Genomic DNA, 13,434 nt, shown 5'->3' on the forward strand with positions numbered 1-13,434 from the left:
ACCTTTTCATCCACCACCTCAAAAGGAGACAGCATGAAACTGGAAACCATCGCCGTGCACGGCGGCTACAGTCCGGACCCGACCACGCGCGCCGTGGCCGTGCCGATCTACCAGACCGTCGCCTACGCCTTCGACGATACCCAGCACGGCGCCGACCTGTTCGACCTCAAAGTGCAGGGCAACATCTACACCCGCATCATGAATCCGACGCAGAACGTGCTGGAGCAGCGCGTTGCCGCACTGGAAGGCGGCGTGGCGGCGCTGGCGCTGGCGTCCGGCCAGGCCGCCGTCACCTACGCCATCCAGACCATCGCCGAGGCGGGCGACAACATCGTCTCCGCCTCCACCCTGTACGGCGGCACCTACAACCTGTTCGCCCACACGCTGCCGCAGTTCGGCATCAGCACCCGCTTTGCCGATCCGCGCGATCCGGCCTCGTTCGCCGCGCTGATCGACGAGCGCACCAAGGCGGTGTTCATCGAGTCGATCGGCAACCCGCTGGGCAACGTCACCGACATCGCCGCGATTGCCGCCGTCGCCCACGCGCACGGCGTGCCGCTGATCGTCGACAACACCGTCGCCACGCCGTATCTGCTGCGCCCCATCGAGCACGGCGCCGACATCGTCGTCCATTCGCTGACCAAATACCTGGGCGGCCACGGCAACTCGATCGGCGGCGCGATTGTCGATTCCGGCAAGTTCCCGTGGGCCGAGCACAAGGAGCGCTTCAGGCGCCTCAACGAGCCGGACGTGTCCTACCACGGCGTGGTCTACACCGAGGCGCTGGGGCCGGCCGCCTACATCGGCCGCGCGCGCGTGGTGCCGCTGCGCAACACCGGCGCGGCGCTGTCGCCGTTCAACGCCTTCCTGCTGCTGCAAGGGATCGAGACGCTGGCGCTGCGCATGGAGCGCATCGTCGACAACACGCTGAAGGTGGCGCAGTACCTGCGCCGCCACGCCAAGGTCAAGTGGGTCAATTACGCCGGGCTGGAAGACCACCAGGACTACGCACTGGCGGTCAAGTATCTGGGCGGCCGGCCGTCCGGCGTGCTGACCTTCGGCGTCGAAGGGGGCGTGGCCGGCGGCGCGCGCTTCCAGGATGCGCTGCAATTGTTCACGCGCCTGGTCAACATCGGCGACGCCAAGTCGCTGGCCTGCCATCCGGCGTCGACCACCCACCGCCAGCTCAACGAGGAAGAGCTGGCCAGGGCGGGCGTGACGGTGGATACGGTGCGGCTGTCGATCGGCATCGAGCACAGCGACGATCTGCTGGCCGACCTGGAACAGGCGCTGGCGGCGGTCTAGGACCTGGCGGTCTTGTCCGGCACGCGCGTGATCTGCACGTTGCCGTTGACGATGGTGCAGTCGAGGATGTGGTTGCGCGAGGTGCCGGCGTGACGCGAATACAGGTCGTGGTACTTGCCCGACTCCTCCAGGCGCAGGTCGATGCGGAAGCTTTCCAGGTTATTGGTCAGCGCCACCTCGGCCACGCGCTGGCGGCGCACGTCGGCTTCCTTGTCGGTGCGGCCGTGCATTTCCGGCCCTTCGAAATAGCGGATCAGCGCGCACTCGATGACGTCGATGCGGTCCTTCAGCAGCACGTCGGCCGCCACCGGATTCTGGTTCACTTCCAGCTCGGCCGGATCGCCGTCGGCCGACATCACCTCGACGTTCATGCGCTGGATCAGCAGCAGCATGTCGTTGTCTTCGCCAAACTTCTGGTGCACGCGCTGCACCGGCATCAGGCGCGCGCGCGCCAGGCGGCCGCGCGGGTCCTTGGTCTGGCCGACGTACTGCACCTCGGTGGCGTAGTTCAGGTTGTTTTCGTAGCGCTGCAGCACATCGTGGATCGACAGCGCCTCGACCAGGCCGCCCCAGTTGAGCGTGATGAAGCGGTCGGTCATCGCCACCGACGGCTTTTTCAGCGTGGCGGCAAACGGCACTTCCAGCTCGATGGTCAGCGATTCCTTCTTTTCTTCCGGCCCCACCAACAGCGGCACGGTCAGCTTCAGCGAAAAGAAGGCCCAGCTGGTGCTGCGCGCCGTGTCGAAGCGCACGCGCGGGCGGTTGACGGCGAAATAGATCAGCCGCTTCTCGCTGGTCGCCTCCAGGTCGAACTGCATGCGGCGCAGATGGCGGCCGACCGGATCGCGGATGTCCGGCACTTCCGGGAAGCCGGCGACCAGGTCGTACCAGTGGAATTTGGCGTCGGCCACGGTGACCACCCAGGTCTGCGGCGCGGCGGTGCGCTGCGGCATCAGCGGCAGCAACTCCTCCATCTCGTCCGGCGGCGACGCCAGCAGGTCGAGGAAGGGCTCCGGCCCCTCGTCGAGCAGCGCGCCGATGCCCAGCTCTTCCGGCGACGGATCTGGATAATCGTCGTCGTCATTGCTCATGTGCGCGCTCCAAGTGTGTCATAGTCCGGTGATTATAGTGCTTCCACCGTGTTATTTCCATGGGGAAATATGACGGGGCATCAAGAAACCACCCAATGTAACACTACTCAGGTTTTGCCGCCCTTGGCCGGTGGCGGCAGTGGCATCGGCGCAACCTGGGCCTGGCCGTCGGCCACGAAACAGCTCAGGATGTGGCGCTTGGCGGTGCTGACGAACTCCGAGCACAGGTAGTTATAGCAGCCGGTGCCGGGCAATTCCAGGTCAACGGTGTATTGCACCAGGTGGTTGTTGGCCTGCACCGCCGTCAGGCGCTCGCTGCGCGCCTTGCGCTCGTCGCTCTGGCGCCAGCGCGGATTGCCGCCTTCGAAATAGCGGATCAGCGCCGCCTCGATGACGTCCATGCGTTCGGCCTGCAGGATGTCGGCCACCAGCGGATGCTCGTTGTGCGCCAGCGCCGCGGCATCGCCCTCGGCGCAGCTGACCTCGACCTCCATGCCGAGCACCAGGATCAGCGTGTCGTAGTCCATGCCGACCTGCGCCCGCAGCTTGTGCATGGCGTTCAGGCGGCCCTTGCCGAGCCGGCCTTCCGGATCGCGCGTCTGGCCGACGTAGGCCACCTTGCTGGGCAGCTTGAGTGTGTGGGCATAATGTTGCAGCAGGTCGTGGACCGAGAACACCTCGACCAGGCCGCCCCAGTTGAGGCTGATGAAGTTCTCGGTCAGGATCACGGTCGGCTTCTTCATGGTGGCCGCGAACGGCACCTTGAGTTCGACCGTGATGCTGTCCTTGCGCGCCTCGGCGCCCATCAGCAGCGGCAAGGTCAGCTTGAGCGAGAAGAAGCCCCACTGCACCACGCCGGTGATGTCGAAGCGCACCCGCGGCCGGGTGACGGCAAGAAACAGGTGGCGTTTTTCCGCCGTCGCTTCCAGCTCGAACTGCATGCGCCGCATGTAGCGGCCGATCGGGTCGCGGATGTCGGGTTTTTCGGCGAAGCCGGCGATCAGGTCGTACCAATGGTATTTGGCATCGCTGACGCGCACCATCCAGCTCTGCGGCGCGGTCGTGCGCTGCGGCAAGGAGGCAAATGAATCAGAGTACGGCTGCGGGTTTTGGGCAGCCTGCTCAGGAGTATTCATGATGGTCCTGATAAGGAAAGTTGGGTGTCGGGATGACTGCCTTTTCTCTCCCATCAGCGAGGGTTTGGCTTTCAGGAAATAAGTAATGCTACGCAGTCCTGCGGGAGACTACGCCGAATATATCCATGCGGCAACAGGAATTGCGAGTTTGATTCCTTAAAACAACAAAGTTGGCGTAATGCTATGCCGCCAACGCGCCGGCCACCAGTGTGGCTTGCAGCAGCGCCAGCAGTTCAGCGGGTTGCTGGAACAGGTAGTCGGCTTCCCAGTGCTGCGGTTCGGTGGCGCCGCAGTAGCCCCAGCCGCAGGCGATGGTCAGCATGCCGGCGGCCTTGCCGGCCTGGATGTCGCGCAGGTCGTCGCCGACATACCAGCACTGGTCGGGCGCCAGCTTGAGGCGGCTGGCCGCTTCCAGCAGCGGGGCAGGGTGCGGCTTGGCGTGCGCCGTGGTGTCGCCGGAAATCGCGCAGGCCGCGTGGCCCAGGCCGATCTGCGGCAGCAGCGGGTCGGTGAAGCGCTGCGACTTGTTGGTGACGACGCCCCATTGCAGCCCGGCCGCCTCGATGCCGGCCAGCAGCTCGGGAATGCCGTCGAACAGCCGGCTGTGCACCGCCATGGCCGCTTCGTAATTGCTGAAGAAGCCGTCGCGCAGTTCCAGGTAGCCGTCGTCGTCCGGCGCCAGGCCGAACGAGGCGCCGATCATGCCGCGCGCGCCGGCCGAGGCGGTCGGGCGCAGGATCTCGTAGGCGGTCGGTTCCAGGCCGCGCGCGCTGCGCAGCAGGTTGACGGCGGCGGCCAGGTCGGGCGCGGTGTCGGCCAGGGTGCCGTCCAGGTCGAACAGGATGGCGCGTGGGGCGGCGGGCGTGCTCATGATTCCAGCGGGCGGCGCGCGGCCACCAGGTAGTTGACGCTGGTGTCGTCGTTGAGCGAGTAGATCTTGGTCAGCGGGTTGTAGCCCATGCCCTTGAAGCCGGCCACGTCCAGGCCGGCGCTGCGGATGTACTGCGACAGTTCGGACGGCGTGATGAACTTGTCGTAGTCGTGGGTGCCTTTCGGCAGCATGCGCAGCAGGTATTCGGCGCCGATCACGGCAAACAGATAGGCTTTCGGATTGCGGTTCAGCGTCGAGAAGAACACATGGCCGCCCGGTTTCACCAGCGTGGCGGCGGCGCGCACGATGGCGCCCGGGTCGGGCACGTGTTCCAGCATTTCCATGCAGGTCACCACGTCGTACTGGCCGGCTTCCTGCGCCGCCATGTCTTCGGCGGCGATCAGCTTGTAGCGCACCTGCACGCCGGATTCCAGCGAGTGCAGGTCGGCCACTTTCAGCGCTTTTTCGCCGAGGTCGATGCCGGTGACGGTGGCGCCCTTGCGCGCCATTGATTCGGACAGGATGCCGCCGCCGCAGCCGATGTCGATCACGTTCTTGCCGGCCAGCGGGGCGCGGGCGTTGATCCATTCCAGGCGCAGCGGGTTAATTTCGTGCAGCGGGCGGAATTCCGAGGTCGGGTCCCACCAGCGGTGGGCGAGTTCGGCGAATTTTTGCAGTTCTAATGGATCAGCGTTCATGGCAACGATTTTAAAAGACTAATCCCGCTATTCTAAAGCAGCAGGCAAAAAAAAGCCCCGCCGAAGCGGGGCCTTCCGTATCAAGCTCAGCGAATTACTTGCTGGTGCCGACCACTTCGATTTCTACGCGACGGTTTTTGGCGCGGCCTTCGGCGGTTTTGTTGTCCGCGACAGGTTGTTTCTCGCCTTTGCCTTCGGTGTACACGCGGTTCGCTTCAACGCCTTTGGAGATGATGTAGGCCTTGACAGCTTCAGCGCGGCGTACCGACAGCTTCTGGTTGTACTCGTCGGTGCCCACGGAGTCGGTATGGCCGACAGCGATGATCACTTCCAGGTTGATCGAACCCAGTTTCGAGGTCAGATCGTCCAGCTTGGCTTTGCCTTCTGGTTTCAGTACGGCCTTGTCGAAGTCGAAGAAGGCGTCAGCGGCGAAGCTCACTTTTTGTGCGGTTGGCACTGGTACTGGAACCGGGGCTGGCGCAGGCGCTGGAGCCGGTGCCGGAGCAACTGGCGGTGGTGGCGGCGGCGCCACGCATTTGCCGTTTTCCAGCTTCTCTGGCTCGACGCAGATCGGCAGATCGCAACCTGGCACGGCGTCAGCCGGGGTCCAGTAGCCGGTACGCCAGCACAGGCCGAACGGGTCACGGGCGATGATGCCGCGTGCATCTTGCACGTAGGCGCTCTTAGGCGTCGACGCCTTGATGTCCTGGGTGACTGGAGCATATGGAGGGGCGGTCGGCGCAGTCTGCGCAATAGCCGAACCAGCGAATGCAGCGGTAATAGCCAGCATCGAAATCAGTTTTTTCATATTTTTGTTCCTTTCGGGGGTGATATCCGCAGAATAACTGCGCGACGTATGTTGCGTGGGCGAATTCTACCACGCAGGGGCGTCACACTCGTTTCCCGCTTGCGAATCAAGCAATTGACTTCTCGTCCATTTTGCCACAAGCAGTCCACATCGATAAAAAAGCTCCAACATGGCGCCATTTCGCGTTCAACCAAAATGTTGTTTTGTTGCAACGTGATTGTCGATAATAATTGAGTAATGTGTCATGAATATTACAACTTGTTACCGTGCGCAGCATGTTGCAATACCGCATGATTGCAGGCCGGACGCGGAAATCCGCTAGTTGCCTTGCGCGCATGCTAAAATCGACCGCTTGCCTGTCTCTTGGGAGAGGCTTAATAAACCACAGTAAAACGACCGGCCAATGGATCAATTCGCAAAAGAAACAATCCCTATTTCACTCGAAGAAGAGATGCGCAAGAGCTACCTCGATTACGCCATGAGCGTGATCGTCGGCCGCGCCTTGCCGGATGTGCGTGACGGCCTCAAGCCTGTGCACCGCCGGGTCTTGTACTCGATGCACGAATCGAATTACGTCTGGAACCGCGCTTACGTCAAGTGCGCGCGCGTGGTCGGCGACACCATGGGTAAGTACCACCCGCACGGTGACGCCTCGATCTACGACACGCTGGTGCGCATGGCGCAGGACTTCTCGCTGCGCTACATGCTGGTCGACGGCCAGGGCAACTTCGGCTCGGTCGACGGCGACGGCGCGGCGGCCATGCGTTACACCGAGTGCCGCCTCGACAAGATTTCCAGCGAACTGCTGGCCGACATCGACAAGGACACGGTCGACTTCCAGCCCAACTACGACGGCAAGGAAAAAGAACCGACGGTTCTGCCGACCCGCATCCCCAACCTGCTGATCAACGGCTCGTCCGGTATCGCGGTGGGCATGGCGACCAATATTCCGCCGCACAATCTGCATGAAGTGATCGCCGGCGCGCTGCACGTGCTGAACAATCCCGACTGCTCGATCGACGAATTGATCGAACTGATCCCGGCGCCGGACTTCCCGACCGGCGGCACCATCTACGGCGTCTCCGGCGTGCGCGACGGCTACCGCACCGGCCGCGGCCGCGTGGTGATGCGCGCCAAGACCCACTACGAAGAGTACGGCAAGGACGGCGGCCGCACGGCCATCATCGTTGACGAGCTGCCGTACCAGGTCAACAAGAAATCGCTGCTGGAACGCATCGCCGAAAACGTCCGCGACAAGAAGCTCGACGGCATCTCCGACATCCGCGACGAGTCCGACAAGTCGGGCATGCGCGTGGTGATCGAGCTGAAACGCGGCGAAGTGCCGGAAGTGGTGCTGAACAACCTGTACAAGCAGACCCAGCTGCAAGACACCTTCGGCATGAACATGGTGGCGCTGGTCGACGGCCAGCCCAAGCTGCTGAACCTGAAGGAAATGCTGTCGTGCTTCCTGTCGCACCGCCGCGAAGTGGTCACGCGCCGCACCGTGTTCGAGCTGCGCAAGGCGCGCGAGCGCGGCCACGTGCTGGAAGGCCTGGCCGTGGCGCTGGCCAACATCGATGAATTCATCGCCCTGATCAAGGCGGCGCCGACGCCGCCGGTGGCGAAAGCGGCCCTGATGGACCGTTCGTGGGATTCGTCGCTGGTGCGCGAGATGCTGGCCCGGACCAGCGAAGGCAGCACCATCGGCGGCATCGAGGCGTTCCGTCCCGAGCACCTGCCGAAGCACTACGGCATCCAGGCCGACGGCATGTACCGCCTGTCGGACGACCAGGCGCAAGAGATTCTGCAGATGCGCCTGCAACGCCTGACCGGCCTGGAACAGGACAAGATCGTCAATGAGTACAAGGACGTGATGGCGGAAATCGCCGACCTGCTGGACATCCTGGCCACGCCGTCGCGCGTGACCACCATCATCACCGAGGAAATGACCTCGGTGGTGACCGAGTTCGGCGACCCGGCCAAGGATCCGCGCCGTTCCAACATCGAACACAACGCCAGCGACCTGAACACCGAAGACCTGATCACGCCGCAGGACATGGTGGTGACCCTGTCGCACACCGGTTACATGAAGGCGCAGCCGATTTCCGAGTACCGCGCGCAGAAACGCGGCGGTCGCGGCAAGCAGGCCATGGCGACCAAGGATGAGGACTGGATCGACCAGCTGTTCATCGCCAACACGCACGATTACATCCTGTGCTTCTCCAACCGCGGCCGCCTGTACTGGCTGAAGGTGTGGGAAGTGCCGCAAGGCTCGCGCAACTCGCGCGGCAAGCCGATCGTCAACATGTTCCCATTGGCGGACAACGAGAAGATCACGGTCATCCTGCCGCTGTCGGGCGAAAACCGCACCTTCCCGGAAGACCACTACGTCTTCATGTCGACCAGCCTGGGCACCGTGAAGAAAACGCCGCTGAAGGACTTCAGCAATCCACGCAAGGCCGGCATCATCGCGGTCGACCTGGACGAGGGCGATTTCCTGATCGGCGCCGCGCTGACCGACGGCGAACACGACGTGATGTTGTTCTCCGACGCCGGCAAGGCGGTGCGCTTCGACGAGAACGACGTGCGTCCGATGGGCCGCAACGCCCGCGGCGTGCGCGGCATGAACCTCGACGAAGGCCAGCGCGTCATCGCGCTGCTGGTGGCCGAGAACGAGCAGCAGTCGGTGCTGACCGCGACCGAGAACGGCTTCGGCAAGCGCACGCCGATCACCGAGTACACCCGTCACGGCCGTGGCACCAAGGGCATGATCGCGATCCAGACTTCCGAGCGTAACGGCCGCGTGGTGGCCGCGACGCTGGTCGACTCGACCGACGAGATCATGCTGATCACCACCGGCGGTGTGCTGATCCGCACCCGCGTGTCGGAGATCCGCGAGATGGGCCGCGCGACCCAGGGCGTGACCCTGATCGCGGTGGAGGACGGCACCAAGCTGTCCGGCCTGCAGCGCGTGGTGGAGACGGACATTGACGAAGTCGAACTGGAACCGGGCCCGGATTCAGTCGCCGAGTAACGTTCAACGCCGTTGAGCCAGCGGGGCCAAGACTATTGCGCGCCAATAGAACTGGCCCCGTTTTTATTTTTAAAGGAACGTAATGACTCACATCTACAATTTTTCCGCCGGCCCCGCCGTACTGCCGAAGGAAGTGCTGACGCAGGCTGCCGCCGAAATGCTGGACTGGCACGGCAGCGGCATGTCGGTGATGGAGATGAGCCACCGCGGACCGGAGTTTATGTCGATTTACAAGGCGGCCGAGCGCGATCTGCGCGAGCTGCTGGCAGTACCGGACAATTACAAGATTTTGTTCATGCAGGGAGGCGGCCTGTCGCAGAACGCCCTCGTGCCGTTGAACCTGCTGGGCCACAAGCCCGCCGGCGCAACCATCGATTTCATCTACACCGGTTCATGGTCGGCCAAATCCATCAAGGAAGCCGGCAAATACGCCAACGTGAACATCGCCGCCTCGTCGACCACCTCGGTGCCGCCGCAGAGCGAGTGGCGGCTGACGCCCGGCGCGGCCTACCTGCACATGTGCACCAACGAGACCATCGACGGCGTCGAATACGACTTCGACGGCGGCGTGCCGGCAGCGCGGCAGGACGTGCTGTTTGTCGCCGACATGTCCTCGCACATCCTGTCGCGCGTGATCGACGTCTCGAAGTACGGCGTGATCTTCGCCGGCGCGCAGAAGAACATCGGCCCGGCCGGCGTCACCATCGTCATCATCCGCGACGACCTGCTGGGCCAGGCGCTGCCGGCCTGTCCGTCGGCGTTCGACTTCAAGCTGGTGGCCGACAACGAATCGATGTACAACACGCCGCCCACCTACGGCATCTACATCGCCGGCCTGGTGTTCCAGTGGCTCAAGGCGCAGGGCGGCGTGGCCGAGATGGAGCGCCGCGCCAAGGCCAAGGCCGCGCTGCTGTACGCCGCGCTGGACCTCGACGATTTTTACCAGAACCGCGTGGCGCCCGCCAACCGCTCGCGCATGAACGTGCCCTTCTACCTGAAGGACGAAAGCAGGAACGAAGCATTCCTGGCCGGCGCCAAGGCGCGCGGCCTGCTGCAACTGAAGGGCCACAAGTCCGTCGGCGGTATGCGCGCATCGATCTACAACGCGATGCCGATTGAAGGTGTACAAGCGCTGGTCGACTATTTGAACGAATTCGCCGGCCGATGATTGAGCCGCGGCGCCAACCCCGGACGGCAGGGGTCTGACCCCGTACGGGGTCAGACCCCCGGTCGCCGCAGTGCGGGTTGAACTGTGCCGCTGACGATAGCTGAAGACTTTTTTACGCTGACTATGACTGATAAACTTACCCCTTTGCGCATTCAGATCGATGCGATCGACGCGCAAATCCTCGACCTGCTGAACCAGCGCGCCAAAGTGGCGCAGGAAGTGGGCCATGTGAAAGCGGAAACCGGCGCGCCGGTGTTCCGTCCCGAGCGCGAGGCGCAGGTGCTGCGCGGCGTGGCCGAGCGCAATCCCGGCCCGATGGGCAACGCCGAGCTGCAAACCATCTGGCGCGAGATCATGTCCGCCTGCCGCGCGCTGGAAAAGCGCGTCACCGTGGCCTTCCTCGGCCCGGCCGGCACCTACAGCGAACAGGCGGTGTACGAACAGTTCGGCACCGCCGTCGACGTGCTGGCCTGCTCGTCGATCGACGAAGTGTTCCGCGCCACCGAAGCCGGCACCGCCGAATTCGGCGTGGTGCCGGTCGAGAACTCGACCGAAGGCGCCATCGGCCGCACGCTGGACCTGCTGCTGCACACGCCGCTGACCATCAGCGGCGAGGTGTCGCTGGCCGTGCGTCACAGCCTGCTGACCGGCAGCGGCAATATGGACGGCATCACCGCCATCTGCGCCCATGCGCAGGCGCTGGCGCAGTGCCAGATCTGGTTGAACAACAACTATCCTGAGATCGAGCGCATCGCCGTCTCGTCCAACGCCGAGGCGGCGCGCATGGCGCGCGACGACCATGGCATCGCCGCGATTGCCGGCGAGCGCGCCGGCGTGCGCTACAGCCTGGGCACGGTCAAGGCCAACATCCAGGACGATCCGCACAACCGCACGCGCTTCGCCGTCATCGGCCAGCTGCAGGCCGGCCCGTCGGGCGAAGACCGCACCTCGCTGGCGCTGGCGGCGCCGCACAAGGCCGGCTCGATCTACCGCCTGCTTGGATCGCTGGCGCAGCACGGTGTGTCGATGACGCGCTTCGAATCGCGTCCTGCGCGCACCGGCACCTGGGAATATTATTTCTACGTCGACGTTGAAGGCCACGTGCAGAATCCAGCGGTGGCCAAGGCGCTCGATGAGCTGCGCAGCAACGCCGCATTCTTCAAGGTGCTGGGTTCCTACCCGGTGAGCCTGACCTGATAATAAAGAGAGACAAGACATGACCAAGAACTACGGGCCGGAATACGTCCGCGCCATCGCCCCTTACCAGGCCGGCAAACCGATCGCCGAAGTCGCACGCGAATTCGGCCTGGATGAAGCCAACATCGTCAAACTGGCGTCGAACGAAAATCCGTTCGGCGTGCCGGCATCGGCGCAGCAGGCCATGGCCGCCGCCGTGGCGGAACTGGGCCGTTACCCGGACGCCAACGGCTTCGACCTGAAAGGCGCGCTGTCCAGGCGCTACGACGTGCCGGCCGACTGGATCACGCTGGGCAATGGCTCCAACGACATCCTGGAAATCGCCGCCCACGCGTTTGTCGAGCGCGGCCAGTCCATCGTCTATTCGCAGTACTCGTTCGCCGTCTACGCGCTGGCGACGCAAGGCGTGGGCGCGCAGCACATCGTGGTGCCGGCCAAGGCCCATGGCCACGATTTGCCGGCGATGCTGGCGGCGATCCGCGACGACACGCGCCTGGTGTTCATCGCCAATCCGAACAACCCGACCGGCACGTTTATTCCGGCGGCCGAGATCCAGGCCTTCCTGGACAAGGTGCCGGCGCACGTCGTGGTGGTGCTGGACGAGGCGTACAACGAATTCCTGGCGGCCGAACACCAGTTCGAATCGGCCGAGTGGGTGAAGAAGTATCCCAACCTGCTGGTGTCGCGCACCTTCTCCAAGGCCTATGGCCTGGCGGGCCTGCGCGTGGGCTTCGCGATTGCGCAACCGGCGCTGACCGATCTGATGAACCGCATCCGCCAGCCGTTCAACGTGAACTCGCTGGCGCAGGCGGCGGCCATCGCGGCCCTCAACGACAAAGCCTTCCTGGAGCAGGGCGCGGCCAACAACGCCGCCGGCTACCAGCAGTTTGTCGAGGCGTTCGAGAAGCTGGGCCTGGAGTACGTGCCGTCGTTCGGCAACTTCGTGCTGGTGAAAGTCGGCAGCGATGCCGGCGCCGGCGCGCGCGTGAATTTGTCGTTGCTGAAGCAGGGCGTGATCGTGCGCCCGGTCGGCAACTATGGCCTGCCTGAATGGCTGCGCATTTCCATCGGCCTGCCGCAGGAAAACGCCGTCTTCATCGCGGCGCTGTCGAAAGCATTGGCGGAGTAAATGCTGAACAAAGTCGTTATTTTTGGCGTAGGCCTGATCGGCGGCTCGTTTGCGCGGGCGTTGAAGAAGGCTGGCGCGGTGCGGAGCATCGTCGGCGTGGGCCGTTCCGCCGCGTCGATGGCGCGTGCGCTGGAGCTGGGCATCATCGACGCCATCGGCGTGGCCGGCGAACCGGCTTCTTTGGCCGAAGCGCTGCGCGGCGCCGACCTGGTGCTGCTGGCGGCGCCGGTGGCGCAGACCGAGGCGATCCTGGCGGCGATCGCGCCGCACCTGGACGCCGGCACCGTGGTCACCGACGCCGGCAGCACCAAGTCGGACGTGGTCGCGGCCGCGCGCCGCGCGCTGGGCGGCAAGGTGGCGCAATTCGTGCCGGGCCATCCGATCGCGGGACGCGAAACCAACGGGCCGGATGCGGCGATCGACCACCTGTACATCGGCAAGAAGGTGGTGATCACCGCGCTGGCCGAGAACAGCGAGGCCGATGTCGAACGCGTGGCGGCCGCATGGCGTGCCTGCGGCGCCATCATCCACCGCCTGACGCCGCAGGAGCACGACAAGGTGTTTGCGGCGGTCAGCCATCTGCCGCATTTGCTGGCCTATGCGCTGGTGGACGACATCGCCCGCAAGCCGCACGCGGACCTGCTGTTCCAGTATGCGGCCAGCGGCTTCCGCGATTTCACGCGGATCGCCGGCTCGTCGCCGGAAATGTGGCGCGACATCAGCCTGGCCAACCAGCCGGCGCTGTTGGCCGAGCTGGACGCGTACATGGCACAATTGACGCAGCTGCGCGCGCACCTGGCGGCCGGCGACGGCGCGGCGCTGGAAAGCGTCTACAGCAACGCCCAGCACGCCCGTCACCAATGGATCACCGCGATCGAAACGGCCGAAGCGCCGGCGTCGCAGGATAAAGCAGATTAAATCCGGGGTCAGGTCCCTCATTTCTACACGGCCTCGGCCGTAGCGGCTGTTACGGTAGGGCTCGTGTAGAAATGAGGGA

At 64.3% G+C, this 13,434-nt stretch carries 11 protein-coding genes; 6 read left to right on the plus strand and 5 right to left on the minus strand.

Annotated elements, in window-relative coordinates:
• Window positions 1-33: 33 nt before the first annotated feature.
• Window positions 34-1,305, plus strand: coding sequence for an O-acetylhomoserine aminocarboxypropyltransferase/cysteine synthase family protein (locus GJ695_RS25400; RefSeq protein ID WP_154369746.1), 1,272 nt, complete (start codon window positions 34-36; stop codon window positions 1,303-1,305).
• Here GJ695_RS25400 and GJ695_RS25405 read toward each other — a convergent pair.
• The 5 genes from GJ695_RS25405 to ompA all read right to left on the minus strand — a co-directional run bounded on the left by GJ695_RS25405 (window position 1,302) and on the right by ompA (window position 5,909).
• Complete coding sequence (locus tag GJ695_RS25405) at window positions 1,302-2,396, minus strand: hypothetical protein (protein WP_154369747.1); 1,095 nt, start codon at window positions 2,394-2,396, stop codon at window positions 1,302-1,304. The two genes, GJ695_RS25400 and GJ695_RS25405, sit on opposite strands and share 4 nt — an antisense overlap.
• Window positions 2,397-2,503: 107 nt before the next feature.
• Complete coding sequence (locus GJ695_RS25410; protein ID WP_154369749.1) at window positions 2,504-3,532, minus strand: hypothetical protein; 1,029 nt, start codon at window positions 3,530-3,532, stop codon at window positions 2,504-2,506.
• 181 nt (window positions 3,533-3,713) lie between these two features.
• Window positions 3,714-4,403 (minus strand): HAD family hydrolase, encoded by a 690-nt coding sequence (locus tag GJ695_RS25415; RefSeq protein WP_154369751.1) that lies wholly within the window; start codon window positions 4,401-4,403, stop codon window positions 3,714-3,716.
• Window positions 4,400-5,101 (minus strand): bifunctional 2-polyprenyl-6-hydroxyphenol methylase/3-demethylubiquinol 3-O-methyltransferase UbiG, encoded by a 702-nt coding sequence (gene ubiG / locus GJ695_RS25420; RefSeq protein ID WP_154360466.1) that lies wholly within the window; start codon window positions 5,099-5,101, stop codon window positions 4,400-4,402. Before ubiG ends, GJ695_RS25415 begins: the two co-directional genes overlap by 4 nt.
• Before the next feature lie 94 nt (window positions 5,102-5,195).
• The gene (gene ompA / locus GJ695_RS25425; protein WP_154369753.1) at window positions 5,196-5,909 is read right to left on the minus strand and encodes an outer membrane protein OmpA; all 714 of its coding nucleotides are present in this window, start codon (window positions 5,907-5,909) and stop codon (window positions 5,196-5,198) included.
• A gap of 403 nt (window positions 5,910-6,312) precedes the next feature.
• On the opposite strand from ompA, the gene gyrA reads away from it, so the two are divergent.
• From gyrA to GJ695_RS25450, 5 genes are all read left to right on the plus strand, one after another.
• The gene (gene gyrA, locus GJ695_RS25430) at window positions 6,313-8,943 is read left to right on the plus strand and encodes a DNA gyrase subunit A (RefSeq protein WP_154369755.1); all 2,631 of its coding nucleotides are present in this window, start codon (window positions 6,313-6,315) and stop codon (window positions 8,941-8,943) included.
• An 82-nt stretch (window positions 8,944-9,025) separates the two neighbouring features.
• On the plus strand, window positions 9,026-10,111 hold the full coding sequence (gene serC, locus GJ695_RS25435) for a 3-phosphoserine/phosphohydroxythreonine transaminase (RefSeq protein ID WP_154369757.1): 1,086 nt from the start codon (window positions 9,026-9,028) through the stop codon (window positions 10,109-10,111).
• A gap of 123 nt (window positions 10,112-10,234) precedes the next feature.
• Window positions 10,235-11,308, plus strand: coding sequence for a prephenate dehydratase (gene pheA, locus GJ695_RS25440; protein ID WP_154369758.1), 1,074 nt, complete (start codon window positions 10,235-10,237; stop codon window positions 11,306-11,308).
• Between the two features lie 19 nt (window positions 11,309-11,327).
• On the plus strand, window positions 11,328-12,437 hold the full coding sequence (hisC, locus tag GJ695_RS25445; RefSeq protein WP_154369760.1) for a histidinol-phosphate transaminase: 1,110 nt from the start codon (window positions 11,328-11,330) through the stop codon (window positions 12,435-12,437).
• The gene (locus tag GJ695_RS25450) at window positions 12,438-13,355 is read left to right on the plus strand and encodes a prephenate dehydrogenase (protein ID WP_208023461.1); all 918 of its coding nucleotides are present in this window, start codon (window positions 12,438-12,440) and stop codon (window positions 13,353-13,355) included.
• Window positions 13,356-13,434 lie beyond the last annotated feature (79 nt).

The sequence above is a fragment of the Duganella alba genome (genome assembly GCF_009674495.1).
GTDB lineage: Bacteria > Pseudomonadota > Gammaproteobacteria > Burkholderiales > Burkholderiaceae_D > Rugamonas > Rugamonas alba.